Genomic DNA, 23,540 nt, shown 5'->3' with positions numbered 1-23,540 from the left:
CTGAAAAATTTCAGCCTTCTTTACTCTTCACAATTAATTGGCCAGACGCTGCGCTTCCCTCAATTGGAATGTGCGCACTTTGCGAGGCAGGAAGCGGCGGATTTCGTCCTCATTGTAACCAACCTGCAGGCGTTTTTCGTCGATGATGATCGGACGGCGCAACAGGCCTGGATGTTCATTGATGAGCTGGTAAAGCTCTTGCAGAGGCATTGTTTCAAGGTTGACGTTCAACTTTTGGAACACTTTTGAACGAGTTGAAATGATCTCGTCGGTTCCGTCTTCCGTCATCCGCAAAATTTCTTTTATCTCATCAATTGATAAAGGCTCTGAAAAAATATTTCTTTCCGTAAATGGAATATCATGCTCTTCTAACCATGCGCGCGCCTTTCTGCATGACGTGCAGCTTGGTGATGTATATAATGTAACCATATGCTTCACTCCTTAAAAAGTAGAATGAAATAGCGCATTCTTAAATTGAAATTAATCTAAAAAAGTAATCTTTATAGAGTATTATACTATAAAAAAGTAAGTGTGAACAGTCTGTAACAGAAATTTTTTGACAATCCTGCGACTTTTGTTCTTTTTGCCTATTCTCATTCTCAACTAGTTTAGTTCATCGAAAATGTTCTTTTGTTTTTGATCATCAACGATCTTCAGGACATCATCGACATCCTCAAACGATTCTCCATACCATTTTTCATCTTGATATGTATGGATTTTTTCATACGTTTCTTTCATCGCTTCATATACTTCTTCTTCCGTGTTTGAACGGGGAGACCAATATAAAATCTCCATTTCACTGACTTTGCCGGTGGCAAGCGACCGGCGCCGGTAACCAATTGACTCAGCGTGTTTAAAGTTTTGCTTTTGGTAAAATTTGAGACGATTTGCCGTATCTGCATCCTCTTCGTCCACAGGTTCGACTTCGAGAAGGATCGGCTTGTTTTTCTTTTTCAGCTTTTCGAGCAGTTTTGAGCCGAGACCCTGGCCTCTTGCATCTTTAGAAACGAACAGATAGTCGATGAAGATAAAGGAATCAAACTCGGCATACATCAGCACGTGATGACGGCCTTCTTCTTTATGGTAAATATCGTTTTGTTCCTTTAATAATGCCTCCATATGTTCTTTTGATTTCATTTCTTCAACGGGAAAATACTCGCTAAGCTTTTCATACCAGTTCATTGATTTGCTCCTTATGATGTTCTTATGATTCACACCTTAGATATACCCGCTTTCTCTTTAGTTTAAACAATTTCTTTTAAGCATCAGGAGCAGATCAAGCTGAGCATGTTACCTATATATACTAAGACGAACGTCCGCGGCGAAGGTTTCATTTTTTTTTCACAAAAAAACGGAGCATCTGTTTTGCTCCGTCAAAAAGGCAGCCATCAGGCCGCCTTCTATATTATTTCGATTGGTACGCTTTGAACTCTTCTTCAGAACACATGACAAAATGTCCGGGCTTCACTTCGCGAAGCTCCATCTCTTCCCCGTCTCTCAGCTTATGGACGGACGGATCATACGTTTTCCGCATACGGTTGCGCTCGTAATCCGGATCCGGAAGCGGAATGGCTGACAAAAGCGATTGTGTATAAGGATGAAGCGGGTTCTCGTATAATTCATCGGCCGGCGCCAATTCAACCAGCTTGCCAAAATACATGACGCCGATCCGGTCGCTGATGTATTTCACCATCGACAGGTCATGAGCGATGAAAAGGTAGGTCAATCCCCTCTCCTTTTGCAGATCCTTCATAAGGTTGACGACCTGAGCCTGGATCGAGACGTCAAGCGCTGAGATCGGCTCATCGGCAATGATGAATTCAGGCTCGACCGCAAGAGCCCTGGCGATTCCGATCCGCTGGCGCTGTCCTCCGGAAAATTCGTGAGGATAGCGGTTTGCGTGCTCTTTGTTTAAGCCGACAAGATGGAGCAACTCGTGCACCCGTTCAAGCCGTTCTTGCTTCGATTTTGCCAGGCCGTGAATATCGATCCCTTCCGCGATGATATCGGCGACCGTCATCCGCGGATTCAGTGAAGCATACGGGTCCTGAAAGATCATCTGCATCTTCCGGTTGAATGCAAGAAGGTCTTTGGCAGACTTTTTGTCGTGCACATTTGTTCCTTTGAATAGCACCTCACCGGATGTCGCTTCATATAAACGAATGATTGTCCGTCCTGTCGTCGATTTACCGCAGCCGGATTCACCGACAAGGCCGAGCGTTTCTCCTTTATAGATGTCAAAAGAGATTCCGTCTACAGCTTTCACAGTTCCTTTAGGCGTTGAGAAATGCTGTTTTAAGTTCTTGATTTCAAGCAGTTTTTCCGCCATATCATTCACCTTCTTTCACTTGAACCGGTTTTTGGTCTTGAAACTCCCGCATTTTGCTTTTGACGGCCGCAGGCGGTTCAACCTTTGGAGCGTCAGGATGCATGAGCCATGATTTGACATAGTGTGTGTCAGATATTTTAAACATCGGCGGTTCTTGTTCAAAATCGATTTTCATTGCATAAGGGCTTCGCAATGCAAATGCGTCCCCTTTTGGCGGTTTCGTCAAATCAGGAGGCGAACCCGGAATCGCCATCAATTCTTCATCACCGTCATTGTCAAGGCTCGGCATTGAAGCAAGCAGCCCCCATGTGTAAGGGTGTTTCGGGTTGTAGAAAATTTCATCAACCGTTCCGATTTCAACAATCTGGCCGGCATACATAACGGCGACACGGTCGGCCACATTGGCGACGACGCCGAGATCGTGCGTAATAAAAATGATCGATGTATCAATCTTTTTCTGCAAATCTTTCATCAGTTCCAAAATTTGCGCCTGAATCGTCACATCGAGCGCTGTCGTCGGTTCATCAGCGATTAACAGCTTCGGATTGGCGGCGAGCGCCATCGCGATGACAACCCGCTGCCTCATGCCTCCGCTGAATTCGTGAGGATATTGATTCACACGCCGTTCAGGCATCGGAATCCCAACGAGGCTGAGCAGCTCGACCGCCCGCTTATTCGCGTCCTCTTTTGAAATCTTTTCATGTTTAAACAGTACTTCGGTGATTTGGCGGCCGACTTTCATCGTCGGGTTCAAAGACGTCATCGGATCCTGAAAAATCATACCGATGTCTTTGCCGCGAATCGACTGCATTTCCTTCTCTGTTTTCGGCACCAAATCTTCTCCGTCGAATAAAATTTGTCCTTTTTTAAAGTAGCCCGGCGGCATTGGAATCAGCTTCATAATCGCCTGTGAAGTGACGCTTTTGCCTGACCCGGATTCTCCGACGATCGCAAGCGTCTCTCCTTTGTCAACGTGAAAGTTGACACCGCGGATCGCCTGGACTTCGCCGGCATATGTTTTAAAAGAAATGGCCAAATCTTTCACTTCAAGTAAGTGTTTCATCTATCTCACTCCTTTATTTACGAAGCTTCGGATCTAAAGCATCGCGCAATCCGTCGCCGATAACGTTAAATGCAAACATGGTCAAACAGATAAATGTAGCCGGGAAAAACAGGCGCCATGGATAATATTCCAAGCCCTGCACACCGTCGGTTGCCATCGTTCCCCAGCTCGCTAACGGCTGCGGGACGCCGAGGCCAAGATAGCTTAAAAACGCTTCATAGAAAATCGCCGTAGGTACGGTCAATGTCATGGTGACCAAGATCGGGCTCATGATGTTTGGAAGCAGGTGTTTCCTGATGATGCGGGAGTTTTTCGCGCCCAATGTTCTCGACGCCAGGACAAACTCCTGGTTCTTAAGCTGAAGCACTTGTCCGCGCACGATTCTCGCCATGTTGATCCAGCCGGTGATGACCATGGCAACGATCATCGTGATCAAGCCTTTCCCCATGACAACGAGCAGCAGGATCGTCATTAATAAGGATGGAATCGCCCATAAGATGTCTGCTATTCTCATCATAATTTCATCCGTACGTCCGCCTCTGATGCCGGAAATCGCACCCCATATCACACCGATCAAAACGTCGATCAGCGCAGCAGCGAGTCCGATTGTCAGCGAGATGCGTGCGCCGACCCATGTTCGGACAAACACGTCTCTTCCAAGGTCATCTGTTCCAAACCAGTGCTCTGCGCTTGGCGGCTGATTCGTATTCGTTAAATCTGTCTCTTCATATTGAAAGCTCGAAAACATCGGCGCAAAGATGGCCATTAGAGCGATCAGGATCAGAATCACCAGCCCAAACAGCGCGAGCTTGTTTTCTTTAAATCTCAAGAATACATCCGTCCAAAACGAAAGGTTTTTCTTAGAGATCTTTTCGGCTTCGCTATGGTCAACAGCTGCAGGTTCAAACATGTCTTTTGGTATTTGCTGCATCCTTTTACTCCCCTTTCTTAGCGCCAAACAGTTTGATGCGCGGATCGATTAAGCCGTACAAAAGATCGACAAGCAAGACGCACAGCAAAAGAATCGCCCCGAAAAATACGGTGACACCCATGATAACCGTATAGTCGCGGTTTGTAATGCTTGTGACAAAGTGCATGCCCAGTCCCGGGATACCGAAGATTTTTTCAACGACAAACGTCCCCGTCAAAATGGATGCCGCCATCGGCCCCATATACGTCACGACAGGCATGATGGCATTGCGGATCGCATGCTTAAAGGTAACCGCTGACGTGCTTAACCCTTTCGCACGCGCCGTGCGGATGTAGTCGCTGCTCAGCACTTCAAGCATGCTTGAACGGGTCAGGCGGGCGATAAACGCCATCGGCATTGAGGCGACTGCGATTGCCGGAAGCACGGTATGTCCCCATGACTCCCATTGTGCGACAGGGAACCAGCCCAGTTTCATCGCCAGCACATACTGCAGAAGCGCCGCCATGATGAAGTTCGGCACGGAAATACCGACAACGGCGATAATCATCGCACTGTAGTCCTGCCATTTATTCCTCTTCAGCGCTGCGATCACGCCGAACAAAACACCGAATGCCAGGGCGAGGCAGATCGCTTCCAACCCAAGTGTAAAAGAGATCGGAAAGCCGGAGTTGATTAAGTCGTTTACAGTTTGTCCTTTATATTTAAATGAAGGCCCAAAATCCCATTTCATAACCGATACTAAGTAATCGAGATATTGTTTAAATAGGGGCTGGTCTAAACCATAGTAAGAATTGAGGCTTGCTTCAATTGCAGGAGGAAGTTTCTTCTCGCCTGAAAAAGGTCCGCCCGGAATTGCTCTCATCAGGAAGAAGGTAGCTGTTACAATAACCCAGAGAGAAATCAGCATATATACGAGACGACGGCCTAAAAATTTAAACATTGTTACACACCTCCGAATATTCAGTCTATTAACTTCTTTTCATAAATAAAAGTATATGGGGGGAAACTCCTAGGCCCCATATACTTTTTGATGCAGTTTTATTCAAAATACGCTGTTTTGAAATAGATCTCTCCAGTCCCTGTCAGAACAACGCCTTTTAAGTTTTCATCTTGCATATAAGGCATTGTGTAGAAGTAAATCGGAGCGATCGGCAGTTCATCCATAATGATGCTTTCGGCTTCTTTCATCAGCTTGATGCGTTTATCGTCATCGGTTTCTGTGGAAGCTTTTTCAAGCAATTTTTTGTATTCTGCATTTTCCCAGTTCGTATCATTGTTTCCGCCTTCTTTGTCACGGTATGTTTCAAGGAAGTTCATCGCGTCGTTGAAGTCGGCGATCCAGCCCATGCGGCCGATTTGATAGTTTCCGGTATGGAGTTTATCAATGTATACGTTCCATTCCTCATTGCCTAATTCAACATCAACGCCTAGATCCCTGCTCCACATTTCCTGTACGGCCTGGGCGATTTTTTGGTGGCCTTCATCCGTATTGTAGGAAAGCGTGATTTTCGGAAGGTCGGACGCCTTTTTCAAACCGAGTTCTTTCAAGCCTTTATTCAAGTATTCTTTTGCTTTTTCAACATCGTGATCTTTGAAATAACCTTTGTTTGACTCAAACCCGGTGACAGCCGGCGGAACGAATCCCATCGCCGGAATCTGTTCAGCCTGTGTGATGTTTTTAACGATCGCCTCGCGGTTGATCGCGTATGTCAAGGCTTTACGGATGTTGACATTGTTCAATGGAGCAGCTTCCGTATTGAATTTGTAAAGGTAAACGGCTGCGAACGGATCGATATGCAAGCCTTCTTTTTTCAGGCTTGGAATCGCATCTGTCGGAATCTCATCAAGTGGCTGTCCGACGAAATCAATCTCGCCTTTTTTGTACATGTTGAGGCCGGTGTTGGCGTCGTTGACCATCGCCATGTTGATTTTCTTCAGCTTGACAGCGTCTTTATCCCAGTACTGGTCGTTTTTCTCCAGCACGATGCTTCCGTTGTGCTTCCATTTCGTCATTTTGAAAGGTCCGTTGGATACGTAGTTCTCGTCGGCTTTTGTATACCATTTCGGATTTTCCTCAGCGACCTTTTTATTGACTGGCATATATGTGTAGAATGCCGTCAATTCCGTAAAGTACGGTGTCGGTTTTTCAAGCTCGACTTTCAACGTCTTGTCATCAACTGCTTTAACGCCGACATCTTCAATTTTGCCTTTGCCGGTGTTCGCCGCTTCACCGCCTTTTAAGTAGTAAAGCTGGTAAGCGTATTGTGACTCATTTTTCGGGTCAAGTGCCCATTTCCAAGCGTATTCAAAATCCTCCGCTGTTACAGGATCTCCATTTGACCATTTCGCGCCATCGCGGATCGTAAACGTGTATGTCTTCTGATCATCGCTGACTTCGATTTTTGACGCGGCAGCTTCAACCGGCTTTCCGTCTTTGCCGATTGTCGTCAATCCTTCAAAAGTCTGACGAAGTACGTTTGCAGAAACCGAATCGTTCGCAAGTCCCGGATTGAGTGAAAACGGCTCGGTTTTAATGTTTACATTCAATGTGTCTTTGCCTTTGCTGTCTTTTTTACCACCATCGCCAGAGCTTGAGCCGAAGCCGCAGGCGCTGAGAACGAGAGTGAAAATAAGCATTAAACTGATTAATGACCAACGCTTCTTCAAAAAGAAACCCCCCTAATTCATATTTTTTAGTTCCTTACTCCTGAACATTCAGATTTATCATAAAAAAGTATTAGGTCCACTTGCCATACTTTTTTCTCTGTTTCGTCTATTCTGAATATTTTTATGTAAAGAACCTGTAACACCGAAGTGAACAAATTCATTATAATTAATAGAATAATTTATTGCAATATTAATTTTCAATTATTTTTTTATTCAAACAATTTAACTTTGTCAGTTTTTCTACCAATGATACAAATATACTTCTCTGTATTAAAGCGTAAACACACTAAAATGAAAGTCGATATTTAACAGAAAGAAACGTTTTACACATATAACATTTACTATTCGTTATAAAGAATTCACCACTGTCAGGCCGACTCTTCTCATCCCGATATTGTTTTTCTTTTTGGAGCCCCGTGACTTTCATTTCGAATTTATATATAATAAAATTATGGATAAATGCTTTGAAAAAGAAGAGTACACATTTCTCCCCATTTACAGAGAGTCCGCGGGGCTGGGAGCGGATAATGGCGAATGTGGAATGGGCTTTGGAGCAGCTGACCGAACACGTATAAGTAGGCTCAGCCGGAGCAGGCTTCGTTAACAACGTTTAAAGTGATTTCATTTTGATCATAATGAAATAATCAGGGTGGCACCGCGGTTCATTCGTCCCTTTCTTAAGGGAAGAGTGGGCCTTTTTATTTTGAAATGAAAAGAGGGATTCATATGAAGAAAACGATATTTTCCGGAATTCAGCCGAGCGGCTCTGTTACGCTTGGCAACTACATCGGTGCGATGAAGCAGTTTGTCGAGCTGCAGGATGATTACAATTGCTATTTTTGCATCGTTGACCAGCATGCGATTACGGTTCCGCAGGACCGCCTCGCATTGAGAAAAAACATCCGCAACTTGGCCGCGCTTTACTTGGCCATCGGCCTTGATCCGGAGAAGGCGACGCTGTTCATCCAATCCGAGGTGCCGGCGCATGCCCAGGCAGGCTGGATGATGCAGTGTGTCGCCTATATCGGCGAGCTTGAGCGGATGACTCAGTTTAAAGACAAATCACACGGAAAAGAAGCCGTCGTCTCCGGTCTCTTGACATATCCCCCGCTCATGGCGGCCGATATTCTGCTGTATGGCACAGACGTCGTTCCCGTCGGCGAGGATCAGAAGCAGCATCTTGAGCTGACGAGAAATTTGGCAGAACGCTTCAACAAAAAATACAATGACATCTTTACGGTTCCCGAAGTGAAGATTCCGAAAGTCGGCGCCCGCATCATGTCGCTTGCCGACCCGCTCAAAAAGATGAGCAAATCGGACCCGAACCAAAAAGCGTTCATCACCCTGCTTGACGATCCAAAGCAGCTTGAGAAAAAAATCAAGAGCGCCGTCACCGATTCTGACGGAATCGTGAAGTTCGACAAAGAAAACAAACCGGGCGTCTCCAATCTGCTGACCATCTATTCGATTCTCGGACAAGTCTCAATCGATGAGCTTGAGGCCAAATACGAGGGCAAAGGCTACGGCGAATTTAAAACCGATCTCGCCGACGTCGTCGTCGGCGCCCTGAAGCCGATACAAGATCGGTACTATGAATTGATCGAATCTGAGGAATTGGACCGGATTCTGGACGAAGGCGCCGAACGGGCAAACCAAGCGGCGGGCAAAATGCTAAAGAAAATGGAAAACGCGATGGGGCTCGGCCGCAAAAGACGTTAAGCAAAAAACACCTTCTTGATTGCTTCTGCAATGAGAAGGTGTTTTTCATAAAGAACAGGCCTGCACGGCCGCAAAATGCGATATTCCTATAATTCGCGTTGATGAAAACATGCCTCTGGTCCTGCAGAAGCCGCTTTTTCGCCGTGTTTTTTCTTTATTAGTATAAGGTTCTGTTTTTTAATGGAAAGCGCAAAAAAGCCATCGGCATGACCGACGGCTTTTTAGTTGACTTTTGACTCATTTTCAATTTCCCAAAGCTTCTCAAAAAACGGCTGTCCTTTAATTAAGTTTTCACAAAAGTCCCGGTGTTTGTCAGACCAGCCGTCAATCGTTTCATTGAAAAGCATGTCCCAGATTTCTTCAAATGTCATCCGTTTAATCTGTTCATACATATACGGATTCCATTCCGTGTACCAGTAGGCGATCTCAGCGCGGTTTTTAAGACCTTTCAGCTGATCAAGCGCCATGAACAGCAGCTGTTTCAGCTGACGTTCTTTTCTTGTTAATCCTCTGACATGCTCCGGTGATAATGATAAGATGTGGTATTCCTTGGAAGACTGCAGCTTTTCCGGTGCAAATTCGTATTCTTGTGCTTCAACGTCCTTGACCATGTCATAGACGAGCTGTTCCTGTCTTGGGATGAGGCGGCTTTTTCTGACGGGGATCGAATAGCCGGCTGTATCAACCGCCAGGATTCCGATGCCGTCTGTTACGACGAAGCAATGATCAAGCTGTGTACGCTCATGGTTTTTGCGGATATATGCTTTTTGATGGACATCCTTTAATAATTCGGATGGAAGTTCTGATAGATCATTTTCTATGTAGTTGAACAAAACGGACGAAACTCTTAATAAAGGCACCTGATCCAACAGTTCAACACTGTCTTCCTTCCGCCATTCATGAAAGTGACAGACATTGTAGCCATTTTCTTCTCCCTCAAACCAATTCACCCACACATCATGAAGAAATAACATTTCCTAACCCCTCACTTTATAAAAACTGTTGTCCACAGTATAGGCAAGGGTAAAGGAAATTATTCCATCTATGGCAATGGCTCATAAAAAAAACAGGGCCGCCTGAAAGACGCCCCTGTTTTCTCATTTAATATTCTTCGGATCAAGCGCATCTCGGAGCCCGTCTCCGAGAAAATTAAAGCACAAAACGGTGATTAAAATCATCAAGCCCGGAAACAGCGGATACCACCACGCTTCAATCATGATCGTAAAGTTTTGCGCATCCTGCAGCATGTTGCCCCAGCTCGCCATCGGCGGCTGGACGCCGAAGCCGAGATAGCTTAATGCCGATTCCGCAAGAATCACGGTACCGACGGACAGTGTCGCCGCAACGATGATCGGCCCCATGGCGTTCGGCAGGATGTGCGAAAAAATGATTTTGTAGCTCCGCGTCCCGATCGTTTTTGCGGCCAGGACAAACTCCCGCGATCTCAAGGACAAAAATTCTCCGCGCACAAGCCGCGCCGTCGTCGTCCATCTCGTCAAAGCGAAAATCAGAATCAGCTTGTCAATGCCAGGCTGGAAAATCGTGACCAGCGTGATCAAGAGAAAGATATCCGGGATGGATAGGATGATATCAACGATTCTCATCAATATCGCATCAATGATTCCGCCGAAATAGCCGGCAATGGCGCCGACCACGGTTCCGATCGTGATCGACCCGAGCACTGAGGCGAAGCCGACAAGCAAGGAAATTTGCGCACCGTACAGCAGGCGGCTGAAAATATCGCGGCCGAATTTATCCGTTCCCATCAAATGTTCGGCACTCGGCGCTTGCAGCTTGTGAAGCAGATTTTGCTGTTCCGGTGCATATGGAGCGATCAAAGGTGCAAAAAGCGCTGAGAGTACCACAATTAAAAGCATCAGGCCGCCGGCGACAGCCAGCTTATTTTTAAAGAATTTCTCAAAAAAGATTTTCGTCATCGTTTCCGGTTTTTGCGGAATGTTTTCCTGTAATCCGATTTCCGCTGAAGGTGCTGAAGGATTTGGCTGTGGCATCGTTTATCCCCCCCTTATTGTTAATACTCAATCCGCGGATCGATCACCGCATACAGAATGTCGGCGATTAAGTTGCCGATGACGACCAGCACGGCAGAAATGACGGTCATGGCCATAATAACCGGGTAATCCCTTTGAAACGCGGAATCAATAAACAGTTTTCCGAGACCCGGCCAGCTGAAAATCTGTTCGGTAATGACCGCTCCGCCGATAAAAGAAGGAATCATCAGTCCAAAAATCGTCACGACTGGAAGCAGTCCGTTGCGCAAACCGTGCTTGTACACGACGCGATTTTCTTTAAAGCCTTTTGCTCTGGCCGTTCGTATGTAATCCTGTCTGAGCACATCAAGCATGCTCGACCTTGTATACCGCGTGAGCCCCGCCATATCGGCGACCGCAAGTACGAATGCAGGCAAAATCAAATGATGAACCCGATCCCATATGCTGAAACCGGAGTTGAGCGTCATCACACCGCCGGTCGGAAACCAGCCCAAGTTGACCGCAAGAACCATAATCAAGATCAGACCAAGCCAAAAATTCGGGATCGCAAGCCCGATGAATGATGTAAACGTAATGCCGTAATCAAGCTTGGAATAAGGGCGCCGCGCCGACAGCACGCCGAACGGTATCGAAATCAAAAGCGCCAGTATGGTTGAAACAACCATTAACAGAAGCGTGTTGGGCAGCCGCGCAAGAATCAAATCAATGACAGGCGTTCCTTTCCTGACGATCGAGGTGCCAAAATCGCCCTGCAACATATTGCCGAGCCATTTCAAATATTGAATATGCTCCGGCTCATTCAACCCGTATTTCTCGATGAATCGCTCCCGGTCAGCCTGGGTGATCGACGGATCAAGCATGAGCGAAACCGGATTGCCGGGGGCCGATTTCATAATCGCGAAGGAAAGAATGGTAATTCCAAGCAAGATCGGAATAGACATTAACGTTCTCCGAATAATGTATGTCACCATCTTCTATTCCCCTTTTATCATGGATTTTAAAGCGCAGGGAGAGGAAAACCGCCCTCTCCCCTTTAGAGAATATGAGATTATTGTTTCAGCCACCATTTGTTAATATTGTAGAAATCATCTTTCGGATGGAATTCAAAGCCTCTTAAGTTTTTAGGAACCGCCCGGTGGTAATTATAGTAGAACAAGAACGTGTACGGCTGATCTTCGGCAATTAATTTATAAATTTTCTCGTACGCTTTTGAGTATTCTTCGCGGTCTTTCAGTTTTTTCGCTTCCACAAGCAGCTTATCGACTTCTTCGTTTTTGTACCAAATGTTGTTGAGACCCGATTCAGACTGGCTGGAATGGAAAATGTCGTATTGATCAGGGAAGGTCCCTAAGCTCCAGCCTAACAGAAGCGCATCGTAATCCCAGTTTGGCGCGCTCGTTTGCTCAATTAGAGCGCTGAACTCGACAATCTGCGGCTTCGCTTCAATGCCGACTTCTTTCAGCTGCTGCTGAATGACGACGGCCGCATCTTCACGCACTTTGTTTCCTTGGTTTGTTTTCAGTGTAAACGAAAACTTTTTCCCGTCTTTGTCTAAAATGCCGTCACCATCTGTATCTTCCCAACCCTCTTCTTTCAGCATTTTTTTCGCTTTTTCCGGATCGTAGTCAAAGACCGGAATATCGGCATCTTTCGGATAGTTCCATGAGACTGGGCTTTCCGGGATATTCGCGACTTCTCCGTCGCCGTCAAGGACATTATCGACGATCGCTTTGCGGTCAATCGCATGTGTCAGCGCCTGACGGACTTTTTTATCTTTAAACAGTTCGTTTTTCTCGTTCCAGCCAATGTACGCATAGTTCAGGCCGAGTCCTGATTCATCCCTTACATGATCAAATTTTTCGACCGTTTTGACATCTGTTCCAGGGACGACGAAATAATCAATGTCCCCTGCCTGAAGCTGGGCGAGCGCCGCGTTGGCGTCCGGAATCACTTTGTATGTCAGTGTGTCGAGATAAGGTCCTTCCCCGTAGTAATCTTCATTTGCTTCCACTTTGACGTACTGCCCCTGCTTCCATTCCACAAATTTAAACGGCCCGGTGCCGATCGGATTTTTCCGGTTAAATTCATGGTCGCCGAGATCTTTAATCGGCACATCTCCCAAAATGTGTTCAGGAAGAATATAGTAGCTTAAAGTGACAGGCAAAAATGAAGGGTCGTTATGTTTCAGCTTGAATTCCACTTCGTATTTTCCTTTTTTTGTCACTTCGTCGATCATTTCGAAGTTTGAGCCGCGTTCGCCCGCATAATCTTTGCTGAGCGGAATGTTGTACGTAAACACGACGTCATCCGCGGTGAATTCCTCGCCGTCATGCCACTTGACGCCTTCTTTCAGTTTGACGTCAAAGGTTAGTCCGTCCTCAGACTCATCAATCTTTTCAGCGAGTTTCATCGTCGGATTTAGTTTCGTATCAGAGCCGACAAGCCCGTCAAATATAAACCCTTCGATATCAGAGCTGGAAACATCTGTTGAATATAAACTGTTAAATAAAGTAGGCTCTCCTGTCGAACCGATAACCAAGTCCCCGCCTTTTTGCGGCTTTCCGTCAGATTTGCCTTCTTTTTCTTCCCCGCCGACTTCACCGCTGTTGCAGCCCGCTAGAAAAATAGATAAGATCAATAGCAAGCTAAAAATCGAAAATCCTGTTTTGCGCATGTTCATTTTATGAATTCCCCCTTATTAAACTGTTGTCCTTCCTTTCAGACGAATTGACCCCCGTTTTTTAAGAAGACATTCCCCCTCTCAAGGATTAAATATGTGAAGGCCTTTCCCTTTATTCGTAAAGGTGGCATGCCACAAAATGGTTGGCTTTCACTTCCTTGAAAGCGGGTGCCGTTTCCGCGCAAATCGCTTTTGCCGCCGGACATCGCGTATGAAAGACGCAGCCATTTGGAGGATTGGCAGGGCTCGGCAGCTCCCCTTTCAAAACGATCCTTTCCCGTTTCTCCCGGCCTTTTTTCCTTGTGACGGGGACGGCGGAAAGCAAGGCCTGTGTATATGGATGAAGCGGATTGTCGTACAGTTCATGCTTATCCGTCAGCTCCATCATTTTGCCGAGGTACATCACGCCGACTCTGTCGCTGATATGGCGGACGACGCTCAAATCATGGGAGATGAACAGATACGTCAAGTTGAATTCTGCTTGAAGCTCTTCCATCAAATTGATCACTTGGGCCTGAATCGACACATCCAAAGCCGAAACCGGTTCGTCGGCGATGATGAGCTCAGGGTTTAAGGCGAGTGCCCGCGCGATTCCGATCCGCTGGCGCTGGCCTCCGGAAAATTCATGGGGATAGCGGTTTGCAAAGGACGGATGCAGGCCGACCCTCGCCAATAGCTCTTCAGCTTTTTCATTGCGCTCTTTGAGATTGTACATATGATGTGTGGTGAAGGGTTCATTGATGATGGAACGCAAGGTTTTTCTCGGATTCAAAGAGGCGTATGGATCTTGAAAAACCATTTGGATATTTTTGCGGACGCTTTTTCTCAAAGCTTCTTCCGACAGCCCGGAAATGTCCCGGCCTTTGAAAAGGATTTGCCCTGCTGTCGGTTTGTAAAGACGGATCATCGTCCTGCCGGCCGTTGATTTTCCACAGCCCGACTCACCGACGATCCCGAGCGTTTCGCCGCGCTTTAATGAAAAGCTGAGGCCGTCGACCGCCTTGACATCGCCGATTCTTTTCTGAAAAATTCCCGACCGGATCGGAAAGTATTTTTTGACGTCCTTCAGTTCGAGCAAGGGTTCGTCTCCGGTTATCTGCTGTGTGGTCTCCAACTGTTCTACATTTGATGTCATCGCCTTACTCCTCCTCCTCATATAAGAAGCATCTGACGGACCGGCCGTCCGGCCGCGTTTTCAAGCCGGGCTGGGCACCCCAGCATTTATCGACCGCGTTCGGACACCTCGGGGCAAAACGACAGCCTGCCGGAAGGTTGTCAGGCGTTGGTACATTTCCTTTTATGGCTGTTAATTTTTCAATGGAGCCGTCAATCACAGGGATGGAGTTTAACAGGCCTTTTGTATAGGGGTGCAGGGGTTCATCAAAGAGTTCGTCTACTGCAGCGTTTTCCACAACTTGTCCGCAATACATCACGATCACGCGGTCTGCGATTTCCGAGACGACGCCGAGATCATGGGTAATGAGAAGAATCGAGGTATTAAATTTGTCGCATAAATCTTTCATCAGCTCCAGCACTTGTGCTTGAATCGTCACATCCAGCGCTGTCGTCGGTTCATCGGCGATGAGCAGTTTCGGGTTGCAGCTGAGGGCGATCGCGATCATCACCCTTTGCCTCATGCCGCCGGACAAGCGGTGGGGGTAGTCTTTCATCAGCTGTTCCGCTCTTGAAAAGCCGACAAGCTTTAACAGTTCAACCGCCTTTTGTTCGGCCTCTTTTTTAGAAAGCTTTTTATGATAGATCAATACCTCTCTGATTTGTTCGCCGATCGTTAAAACAGGGTTGAGCGATGTCATCGGCTCCTGGAAAATCATCGAGATTTCGTTTCCGCGAATCTTGCAGAAATCTTCTTCCTTGTATGTAACGAGATCCTGGCCTTCCAGTTTGATGGAGCCGTTTATGATCTTGCCGCCGGAGCTCTGAACCAGCCCCATGATGGAGAGGGATGTGATGCTTTTTCCTGAGCCTGATTCTCCAACCAGCGCCACGGTCTCCCCTTTTTTGATCGAAAAATCGACGCCGTCAACCGCCGGAATCGGCTGTTTTTTTCTAAAAAAATAAGTTTTTAAATCATTGACTTCCAGCAATGCGCTCATCTAGATTCCCCTTCCCATAGATCAGAAGTTAAATATAATTGAAAACTAATATTTATTTTTTCAAAAGCTGCTGGATAAGACTGAATTATCTTAAAATTTTATAGTTGTATATTATTACATAACCATTACAAAAGCAAGGAATTTTTAGATTAAATGTAATAATATTAATTTAATCCCATAATTTTAATGTTTTAAAGCGACAGCTCTATAAAATCTTCAGACGGAAGGGATAAAACATCGGCAACTTTCAATTTCTTTTTCGACAAATATTTTTTTACAATATTGTAGCCGACGGCATAACCGAGCATATCAGGATAATAACCTTTTCCAAATAAAATATTGGAGAATAGTCGTCCTTCGTGGCGTTTCAGCTCGAAATGCGGCTCAACGAGGCGGGTTTGAAAATGGGCGAGCTGTTTTTCCGAGTAAATCTTGGTCCATGCTGCTGTTTCCGATGCTCCAAGACGTTCATAAACGGCATTTTCGGCCAGGCCTTCGAGAATAATTGTATCAAGAAGCGTCATATTTTTTTCTTCTTTTGCGATATTTTCTAACCGGCAGACATGGTTATATTCATGGGTCATGACCGCTGAAACGGCCGGGGGAGAAAGGTGTGCAGAAAGAAACAAAAAGAGTTTGTCATGAAAGGCAAGCCCTGATTTTGATCCGAATTCGGCGCGGATTTTGCGGTTTCTTTCATCGACTGGAAGGATGATGATCGGAACGTCGGGTCCGTTCCACCGTTTTTTGAGCAGCTGTTCTTCTTTTTCCGCTTGTTCAAATACGCCTTTTTTCTTGAGCTCCTTCATCGTATCCCTGCCTTCCGGCCAATTTTTGACCATGCCGTGGGATTGCAGATGGCTGATCAGCGACATGCTTTTTTCCTTCGGCGCCCCTTTGAAATACGGCAGAAGAAAAAAAGACAGCTCCCGCATTGATAAAGCTTGTTCATACCATTCGTATGTTTTAGCGACACTCATCTTCTCTTCACTCCTTTTTCACCTGTATGTTATGCAGGCCATAAAAAACGGCTACCATCTAGATGGCAGCCGTTTCAAAGAGGCTATTCATATTTTTTGAAAATAAGTGTCGCATTGTGTCCGCCGAAGCCGAGCGAATTGCTGAGCACAACATTGACATCCTGGCGGCGCGCCTTGTCCGGAACATAGTCCAGATCGCAATCTTCGTCAGGCGTTTCAATATTGATTGTCGGAGGAATGATGCCTTCTTTAATAGCAAGCACTGAGAAGATCGCTTCGATTCCTCCGGCAGCGCCAAGCAGGTGCCCTGTCATCGATTTTGTCGAACTGACGGCAAGCTTGTAGGCGTGTTCGCCGAAGACTTCTTTAATGGCGATCGTTTCGAATTTATCGTTGTACGGTGTGCTTGTGCCGTGCGCATTGATATAATCGACAGATTCAGGAGCGAGACCCGAGTCTTTAATCGCTTCTTTCATCGCTCTGACGCCGCCTTCTCCGTTTGGCGCAGGCGCGGTGATGTGGTATGCGTCTCCCGTTGAACCGTAGCCGACCACTTCCGCGTAGATTGTCGCTCCGCGGTTTAATGCGTGCTCAAGCTCCTCAAGGACGACGATTCCCGCTCCTTCTCCCATGACGAAGCCGTCGCGGTTTTTGTCAAACGGGCGGCTCGCCGTTTTCGGGTCCGGATTTGTCGAGAGCGCTTTGTTCGCAGAAAAGCCCGCAAATGACATTCTTGTCAGCGGCGCTTCCGTTCCGCCCGAGATCATCACATCGGCGTCGCCGCGCTGAATGACTTTAAAGGCATCGCCGATGGAATTCGTGCCCGTCGCACATGCCGTAACCGTACATGAGTTAACGCCTTTTGCACCGAGCGCGATCGAAATTTGTCCAGTCGCCATATCGGGGATCATCATCGGCACGAAAAACGGGCTGACCCGGCGCGGTCCTTTTGTCAAAAATGTTTCGAACTGCTGCTCAAGCGTTTCGAGCCCGCCGATGCCGGAACCGACCCAAACGCCGATTCTGTCGGCATTTTTATCATTGATGTCAAGCCCCGCGTCTTCGACAGCCATTTTCGCAGAGACAACGGCATATTGTGTGAACCGGTCCATTTTTCTTGCATCTTTTTTATCCATGTAATCTTCTATTTTAAAATCTTTCAATTCTGCGGCCACTTTTGCAGGATACTCATCCGCATTGACCCGTGTAATCGGCCCGATCCCGGAAACCCCGTTAACCGCATTATTCCAGCTCGTTTTGACGTCATTACCAAGAGGTGATAAAGCTCCTAATCCGGTAATGACTACTCTTTTACTATTCATAAGTTGCACCTCACCTTTCTTTCTAGCGGCCCCAGCGCATGGCAATGGCTCCCCATGTCAAGCCTCCGCCGAAACCGACCATCACAATGACGTCACCGTCTTTAATGTTACCAGCTTCAAGCTCTTCCACAAGTGAAATCGGAATTGAAGCGGCTGATGTGTTTCCATATTTATGAACCGTTTTAGACATTTTTTCAAGCGGAAGCTCCAAACGTTCGCGCGCCGCCTCCATGATCCGGATGTTGGCCTGATGAGGCACCAAAAAGTCGACATCCTCTTTAGTCAGTCCCGCTTTTTCAATGACATTGACACTGGATTCTCCCATTTGGCGGACGGCGAATTTGAACACTTCCCTGCCATTCATGATTGTATGATCTTTTTCATCCAAGTACAAGTGTTTTCCGCCTCTTCCATCTGCGCCGAGCTCAAAGGAAAGAATGCCTTTGTCATCGCTGACTGGTCCGACAACCGCGGCTCCCGCTCCGTCTCCGAATAAAACGGCCGTGTTGCGGTCATCCCAGTCGGTAATGCTTGAAAGCTTCTCCACTCCGACAACAAGCACATGCTTGTATGTTCCGGCTTCGATAAACTGTTTTCCGGTGACAAGACCGTACATAAAACCGGCGCAGGCCGCACTGATATCCATCGCACAAGCGTTGAATGCACCGAGCTTTTCTTGAATCATGCAGGACACTGTCGGGAATGACTGATCAGGAGTAACGGTGGCAACGAGGATCATATCAAGATCTTCCGCCTTAACATCTGCATCTTCCAGCGCTTTTTTTGCAGCGGCGACAGCCATGTCAGACGTCATTTCGTCTTCGGCTGCGATTCTTCTTTCTTCTATTCCTGTTCTTGTACGAATCCACTCGTCAGAAGTTTCAACCATCTTTTCCAAGTCGAAATTGGTCAGTATTTTTTCAGGGATGTACCGGCCAATTCCAATAATTCCAGCTTTCATAGGAAAGACTCCTTTATTCATGATTTTTTCCAACTAATGTTATGAGTAATTATTAGTATCTGGTACTAATCCTACCCTATTTTTTTTCAGTTGGCAATATATTCGTCTAATCTATCAGCAGAGAACCTTCATATAGTAGTGGTAAATAGAGCAAGGGGGGATGATGGATGGCAAATGACGATTTTTTCTCAAAAATGATGTTCGGCACAAATCAGCCCGCACACCGCGAGGAACAGTCTGATCGCCAGGAAGCTGAAGAAACAAACACCGCACAGGAACCCGACTACATGCATGTCATGAACCAGGTTGGACAAATTATGGATTCGATCGATGAACTGAAGCCGATGTTTAAAGAAATCGGCTCGATGGTGAGCGCTTTGCGAAAAAAGATTTCCATCTAAAAAGCCACTTCTCTTTAAAGTGGCTTTTCCCAGTTATCAAGCGTCTGCGTCGGCATCTGCTTTTCCGAGCTCATACGCTTCAGCCATAACCTTCGTAAATAAGGTCATAAACGGCTGGAGCATATCAGGTGAAAGCTCAATGCCCGCTTTCTCCATTTCTTCTTTTGCTTCGGGAACGTACTTCATGGCAATTTGCAAAAATTCCATCGATTTTTCATGCTGCATCTCTCGGTCACCTCGCATATTCATTTGGCAGTTTATTTGTTTTTTTGTATTGTTCAATCAACCTTTTCATGTCTTTTTGAAACGATTGATCGACGACCGGGCTGAACTCCCCCATCTCGATGACGCCTTCCTGAATGTCGAAGGTCCGCCGGCCACCCTTCAGTTCGCCTTTGTTAAATTCTGCGGCTGTGATTTCATAGGCCTCGTCGACATGCTGAATGGTGCTTGTCAATACGACGTTTTCCCCCAATTCAGACTGGTCGCTCACATAGCCGATGGCGTACAAACCGTCTTTTTTGATTTGTTCAATGACAGGGACATTATACCCGTCTCCGGCGGGATACACAACATCGACGCCCTTCTTTTTCATTTTTTCATATAATATAATGGCTTTTTCGGCGTCATCCCACTGCCCTACATAGTCTGTGATGACCTCGATGTCCGGATTTATGTATTTCGCGCCTTCGATAAAACCTTCAACTTCAGGCTGCCACTTTTGTGTCGCAAGCACGCCGATTTTGTTCGATTTCGATTGGTGGGCTGCTGTCATGCCTCCGAAAAATCCCATCGCTTTTCCTGCGAGGGATATGCTTGTCACATTTTGATGTTCGGCCTTGCTGTTCATCAGCACAAAATGAATATCGGGATAGTCGTCAGCTATGTCATTAAAGGTTTTTTCGTATTCGCTTCCGTGCCCGTAGATTAAATTGACGCCTTTTTTATGAAAATCCTCTACAGCCATTTTGACTGCCGCCTCATTGTCAATTCCTTCTTTATAATAGACATCGACATTGAAAACAGACTGTATTCTTAACAAGCCTTTATATCCTTTGGTTCCCCATACTTGATCACTTATTGTATCAGGGACAAGCAAACCGACTTTTTCAATTTTCCCCGCAAGCGGCGCTGAGCGGCAGCCGCATAAGGCAAGGAAAACCAAAAAAATCATGCCAAGCCTGTACACCATGCCATGTTCAACTCCCTTTCAAAAAACAAGCAGTTTTAATCTATCTTTATTGTATCCTTTCAAGGGTAGATAAGGAAGATCTTTCTTATTTTTTGTCGAAAGTTGTAGACATTTGTCTCTTCCATTCCTCGATTTTGGCATCGGCCTCTTCCGCAGTTGTTTTCTGTTCGAACTCCAATTCCTCAAGGTTTTGGTGCACCATGAAATCGGCGAGCTGAGCTGCAACGTCATCCACAAAAAAACACGCTTCCCCTTGCTCTGGACCTTCTTCTTCCGCTTTCCAGGGACCGTACATATCCGGCAGTACGATGGTCTTCACTCCTTGCTGTGCAATGCGCTGGCACCAATCTTCTTCCATTTGATGCTGATAGACAAGCAAAACGGCGGGCTTGTTTTGCGTCAATGCGCTCAGCTCTTTTTCGGACATGCAGCCTGTATATTGAATAAACACCTTGTCGTATTCGCTTTCAGGCTCTTTTTCAATGATGCGGAAATGTTTGTTTCTCACAAGCCACATTAACCGCTCTTCCAGGTAAAGCCGTCTGATGTCATCGTCCGGCTGATTTAATTTGACACCGATGTCAACGCCTTCCTCAAGAAGACGTTCGCAAAATGAAAGGCCGAAGAATTCATCTGCTCCATACACCAGCGCGGATTTCATGTGCTTTGACCACCTTTCGATCCAGCTTTTTCTCCAAGTAAAAACAGCCCTGATCAAAAACGGGCTGCTACCATTCTATTCTCTATAATACTTTTTCATGCATTTTGAAAAATTGCGCGATCGCTGAGTGGAGGCGTTGCGGATGATCAAACAGATGCAGTGTCAGCCCCACCCGGTAATCGCCTTTTTGCTGCCGCTCCTCAAACGTTTTGGCATGGATCATATACGGGTATGGAGAACCGTTTAGCCTTTGCCAAATATGGACAGGGACGAGGTTGTGGTACGGGGAGATGCTTTTAAACGGGTAATCGGCCGCCTCACGTTCAGAGATGCGGTAGCTTTCTGCAATTTCTTTCATAAACTGCTTATAAAAAAATTTATTTTCTTTTTCCCTTTGATGATGAGCCTGAAGATCGAGGCAAGGATTGAGAAGCGCTGCAGAACGTATTTGATCCGGAATCGAGCGGAGGAGTTCATCGGTGATCAGCGCGCCTGTTCCTTCTGCCAGGAGATGAATTTTTCCATTTAAAATTTCCTGTTTGAACACATAGTGAATGAGCTGCTTCGCGTATGAAATCGCTTTTTCAGAGCCCCAGTGCCTGCCGAACAAATTGCTGTTGACAAGGGTGTAGCCTTTGTTTCGCAAACTTGTCAACAGCTCGTGTCTTCCGTGATGCTGCAGCCAAAAACTCGAATCTTCCCCGACGAAATGGTTCCGGTCGCCGAAAATAAACACCGCAAAACCGTTTGGTCTGTATGGAAGATGGATCACATTCCACTCTGAATCGACTTTAAAAAAACGTTCCGTTATTTTCATCACTTGCCTGCCTCCTTCCTGCCGTAATCTGCTCCAATATTTTATGTGGAGAGCGCATCAAACGAATAAGGAAAAGTCCCAGTCAGCATGATGAAAATAAACTTTTAGAAACCGCCGATCTGATTTTTCTGAATACGAAGCTCAAGGAGAGCTTGTTTGTTCATGAAAATGCCCTTTCTAGTTTACCTTATGTGTGGTATGATAAGCTTTAGAATTGAATGAGAAGGACGAGGTGTGGAGAACGTGCGATTTGTCGTGACTTTTATTTGGACATTTCTTTTGGCGCACATGGCCTGCTACATTGTCGGCGCCATGAACGGTGCTGCATACAACTTTCAGACCAGTTCCATTATGGGCTTCATCATTTTTGCAGCCGTAATTGTTCTTGGAGAAATTATGCCTGTTAAACAGGAAGCAAGTCAACAATAAAAACCCCTGCTTTAAATAGCGGGGTTTTTTTATTGCCGTCCATATCGGACGGCTGTTTTTTTACGGCTTTCTTTTATAGGTCCAAAGCCGGTTATGGTTGGATGTCTCAGGGAAATATTCACCTGCCGACAATTTAATTTGCTGCGGATTTTTCACCATGCTCCCAGTTTCGCCGATTTCAACATATACACCGTTGTTGGGCGCTTTTTGGCCCGGGCGGAATTGATGCTGCTGTCCCAATTTGTTTCACCCCTTTTTAGCCTTTAGATTTCCCTGTTCATGCACAAAACATGTTGATTTTATCTTTACAATCTTTTGCTTCTTTTAGTTTAATGAAAAAAGCGGTTGATTATTGAAACATAACATCTTTCCCTCCCGTCTGTTAGAAGGGCGGAAGAGAATACATGTGAAACGGAGGAAAACCATGGATTTTTTAATGTTGATTAAGTATGTCCTTTTAGGGCTCCTTCAGGGATTTACCGAACCGATCCCTGTCTCATCAAGCGGGCATTTGGTCCTTGCACAGCATTTTTTAGGCTTGAAAATTGAAGGGTTCAGCTTTGAGCTGTTGATGAATGCCGGCTCTTTGATCGCCGTATTGCTCGTGTATAAACGCGATATCATCCGGCTGGCGACGAACGGCTTGTCCTATGTAACAGCCGGAAACGAAAAAGGAAAGGCAGACTTCAGATTTATCGTCTATCTGATCATCGCCACAATCCCGGCTGGTGTTGTCGGCGTTTTATTCGATGATGAAATCTCGGCTTTCTTTAAAGACGGTGTGCGCATCACCGCGATCACATTGCTCATTACAGGTTTGGCGTTGTTTTTGATCCGCAATCTTCGCGGCCGGAAAAACGACGGGGAAATGAGATTGAAAGACGCCGTCATTATCGGGCTTGCGCAAATGGTTGCCCTTGTACCCGGCATCAGCCGCTCGGGAGCGACGATCGTGCCGGCTATGGCGCTCGGCCTTAAGTCTGAAACCGCGCTGCGCTTTTCGTTTTTGCTATACATACCCGTCAGCCTCGGCGGAACGATTTTAAGCATCACCGATATTTTCAATGATCCGCGCCTGGGAGAGCTTTTCCTTCCTTATTTGTTTGCGTTCATCGTCTCCATCATTGCCACGTATTTTTCTTTGCGCTGGTTTATGAATATTATGGCGAAAGGAAACTTGATTTATTTCTCCATCTATTGCTTTATCATCGGAATCGCGGTATTGATATTTGCATAAAAAAACGGCTGATCTTCATTGATCA

General features: G+C 46.1%; 25 protein-coding genes and 1 other annotated feature. Of the genes, 4 read left to right on the top strand and 21 right to left on the bottom strand.

Annotated features, from left to right (window positions below; genetic code table 11):
* Positions 1-33: 33 nt before the first annotated feature.
* From spxA to P3X63_RS06680, 7 genes are all read right to left on the bottom strand, one after another.
* Positions 34-429, bottom strand: a complete 396-nt coding sequence (spxA, locus tag P3X63_RS06710) for a transcriptional regulator SpxA (protein ID WP_009328833.1) — start codon at positions 427-429, stop codon at positions 34-36.
* 174 nt (positions 430-603) lie between these two features.
* A complete protein-coding gene (locus tag P3X63_RS06705; protein WP_277692632.1) occupies positions 604-1,182 on the bottom strand; it encodes a GNAT family N-acetyltransferase in 579 nt (192 codons plus the stop codon).
* 223 nt (positions 1,183-1,405) lie between these two features.
* A complete protein-coding gene (locus P3X63_RS06700; protein WP_026586406.1) occupies positions 1,406-2,329 on the bottom strand; it encodes an ABC transporter ATP-binding protein in 924 nt (307 codons plus the stop codon).
* 1 nt (position 2,330) lies between these two features.
* Positions 2,331-3,392 carry an ABC transporter ATP-binding protein gene (locus P3X63_RS06695; RefSeq protein WP_026586405.1) on the bottom strand — a complete coding sequence of 354 codons (1,062 nt, stop codon included), beginning with the start codon at positions 3,390-3,392 and terminating at the stop codon, positions 2,331-2,333.
* A gap of 13 nt (positions 3,393-3,405) precedes the next feature.
* The gene (locus tag P3X63_RS06690) at positions 3,406-4,323 is read right to left on the bottom strand and encodes an ABC transporter permease (RefSeq protein WP_026586404.1); all 918 of its coding nucleotides are present in this window, start codon (positions 4,321-4,323) and stop codon (positions 3,406-3,408) included.
* A gap of 4 nt (positions 4,324-4,327) precedes the next feature.
* Positions 4,328-5,263, bottom strand: coding sequence for an ABC transporter permease (locus tag P3X63_RS06685; protein WP_026586403.1), 936 nt, complete (start codon positions 5,261-5,263; stop codon positions 4,328-4,330).
* Between the two features lie 98 nt (positions 5,264-5,361).
* Positions 5,362-6,990, bottom strand: coding sequence for a peptide ABC transporter substrate-binding protein (locus tag P3X63_RS06680; protein WP_077737043.1), 1,629 nt, complete (start codon positions 6,988-6,990; stop codon positions 5,362-5,364).
* A 455-nt stretch (positions 6,991-7,445) separates the two neighbouring features.
* Positions 7,446-7,667 (top strand) — a binding site (T-box leader).
* Between the two features lie 49 nt (positions 7,668-7,716).
* Between P3X63_RS06680 and trpS the strand changes: the two genes are divergently transcribed.
* On the top strand, positions 7,717-8,709 hold the full coding sequence (gene trpS / locus P3X63_RS06675) for a tryptophan--tRNA ligase (protein WP_077737044.1): 993 nt from the start codon (positions 7,717-7,719) through the stop codon (positions 8,707-8,709).
* Between the two features lie 221 nt (positions 8,710-8,930).
* Here the strand turns inward: trpS and P3X63_RS06670 are convergent, their stop codons facing one another.
* The 9 genes from P3X63_RS06670 to P3X63_RS06630 form a co-directional block, all read right to left on the bottom strand.
* Entirely contained in the window at positions 8,931-9,683 is a 753-nt protein-coding gene (locus P3X63_RS06670; RefSeq protein WP_077737045.1) for a YjbA family protein, read from the bottom strand.
* A 123-nt stretch (positions 9,684-9,806) separates the two neighbouring features.
* Positions 9,807-10,721, bottom strand: a complete 915-nt coding sequence (opp4C, locus tag P3X63_RS06665; RefSeq protein ID WP_277692631.1) for an oligopeptide ABC transporter permease — start codon at positions 10,719-10,721, stop codon at positions 9,807-9,809.
* A 20-nt stretch (positions 10,722-10,741) separates the two neighbouring features.
* On the bottom strand, positions 10,742-11,692 hold the full coding sequence (locus P3X63_RS06660; RefSeq protein WP_026586399.1) for an ABC transporter permease: 951 nt from the start codon (positions 11,690-11,692) through the stop codon (positions 10,742-10,744).
* Positions 11,693-11,769: 77 nt separating this feature from the next.
* The gene (locus tag P3X63_RS06655; protein WP_026586398.1) at positions 11,770-13,401 is read right to left on the bottom strand and encodes a peptide-binding protein; all 1,632 of its coding nucleotides are present in this window, start codon (positions 13,399-13,401) and stop codon (positions 11,770-11,772) included.
* A 112-nt stretch (positions 13,402-13,513) separates the two neighbouring features.
* A complete protein-coding gene (locus P3X63_RS06650; protein ID WP_277692630.1) occupies positions 13,514-14,536 on the bottom strand; it encodes an ABC transporter ATP-binding protein in 1,023 nt (340 codons plus the stop codon).
* 4 nt (positions 14,537-14,540) lie between these two features.
* On the bottom strand, positions 14,541-15,515 hold the full coding sequence (locus P3X63_RS06645) for an ABC transporter ATP-binding protein (protein WP_026586396.1): 975 nt from the start codon (positions 15,513-15,515) through the stop codon (positions 14,541-14,543).
* Positions 15,516-15,706: 191 nt separating this feature from the next.
* Complete coding sequence (locus P3X63_RS06640) at positions 15,707-16,495, bottom strand: DUF2268 domain-containing putative Zn-dependent protease (protein ID WP_077737050.1); 789 nt, start codon at positions 16,493-16,495, stop codon at positions 15,707-15,709.
* An 83-nt stretch (positions 16,496-16,578) separates the two neighbouring features.
* A complete protein-coding gene (gene fabF, locus P3X63_RS06635) occupies positions 16,579-17,817 on the bottom strand; it encodes a beta-ketoacyl-ACP synthase II (protein ID WP_277692629.1) in 1,239 nt (412 codons plus the stop codon).
* 22 nt (positions 17,818-17,839) lie between these two features.
* The gene (locus P3X63_RS06630) at positions 17,840-18,778 is read right to left on the bottom strand and encodes a beta-ketoacyl-ACP synthase III (protein ID WP_077737051.1); all 939 of its coding nucleotides are present in this window, start codon (positions 18,776-18,778) and stop codon (positions 17,840-17,842) included.
* Positions 18,779-18,945: 167 nt separating this feature from the next.
* On the opposite strand from P3X63_RS06630, the gene P3X63_RS06625 reads away from it, so the two are divergent.
* A complete protein-coding gene (locus P3X63_RS06625; protein WP_026586392.1) occupies positions 18,946-19,179 on the top strand; it encodes a hypothetical protein in 234 nt (77 codons plus the stop codon).
* A 36-nt stretch (positions 19,180-19,215) separates the two neighbouring features.
* Here the strand turns inward: P3X63_RS06625 and P3X63_RS06620 are convergent, their stop codons facing one another.
* The 4 genes from P3X63_RS06620 to P3X63_RS06605 form a co-directional block, all read right to left on the bottom strand.
* The gene (locus P3X63_RS06620) at positions 19,216-19,404 is read right to left on the bottom strand and encodes a ComZ family protein (protein ID WP_026586391.1); all 189 of its coding nucleotides are present in this window, start codon (positions 19,402-19,404) and stop codon (positions 19,216-19,218) included.
* Between the two features lie 7 nt (positions 19,405-19,411).
* Positions 19,412-20,371 carry a BMP family ABC transporter substrate-binding protein gene (locus tag P3X63_RS06615; protein ID WP_077737052.1) on the bottom strand — a complete coding sequence of 320 codons (960 nt, stop codon included), beginning with the start codon at positions 20,369-20,371 and terminating at the stop codon, positions 19,412-19,414.
* Between the two features lie 85 nt (positions 20,372-20,456).
* Entirely contained in the window at positions 20,457-21,032 is a 576-nt protein-coding gene (locus P3X63_RS06610) for a hypothetical protein (RefSeq protein ID WP_026586389.1), read from the bottom strand.
* 82 nt (positions 21,033-21,114) lie between these two features.
* The gene (locus tag P3X63_RS06605) at positions 21,115-21,849 is read right to left on the bottom strand and encodes a hypothetical protein (protein ID WP_026586388.1); all 735 of its coding nucleotides are present in this window, start codon (positions 21,847-21,849) and stop codon (positions 21,115-21,117) included.
* 243 nt (positions 21,850-22,092) lie between these two features.
* On the opposite strand from P3X63_RS06605, the gene P3X63_RS06600 reads away from it, so the two are divergent.
* Positions 22,093-22,278, top strand: a complete 186-nt coding sequence (locus P3X63_RS06600; protein ID WP_026586387.1) for a YjzD family protein — start codon at positions 22,093-22,095, stop codon at positions 22,276-22,278.
* A gap of 60 nt (positions 22,279-22,338) precedes the next feature.
* Here P3X63_RS06600 and P3X63_RS06595 read toward each other — a convergent pair whose 3' ends face one another.
* Positions 22,339-22,518 carry a YjzC family protein gene (locus tag P3X63_RS06595; protein WP_026586386.1) on the bottom strand — a complete coding sequence of 60 codons (180 nt, stop codon included), beginning with the start codon at positions 22,516-22,518 and terminating at the stop codon, positions 22,339-22,341.
* A gap of 184 nt (positions 22,519-22,702) precedes the next feature.
* Between P3X63_RS06595 and P3X63_RS06590 the strand changes: the two genes are divergently transcribed.
* Positions 22,703-23,515, top strand: coding sequence for an undecaprenyl-diphosphate phosphatase (locus P3X63_RS06590; RefSeq protein WP_026586385.1), 813 nt, complete (start codon positions 22,703-22,705; stop codon positions 23,513-23,515).
* The last annotated feature ends 25 nt before the right edge of the window (positions 23,516-23,540 follow it).

This window comes from Bacillus sp. HSf4 (genome assembly GCF_029537375.1).
GTDB classification, from domain to species: domain Bacteria; phylum Bacillota; class Bacilli; order Bacillales; family Bacillaceae; genus Bacillus; species Bacillus sonorensis_A.
This window is presented reverse-complemented; position numbering and strand designations above follow the sequence as displayed.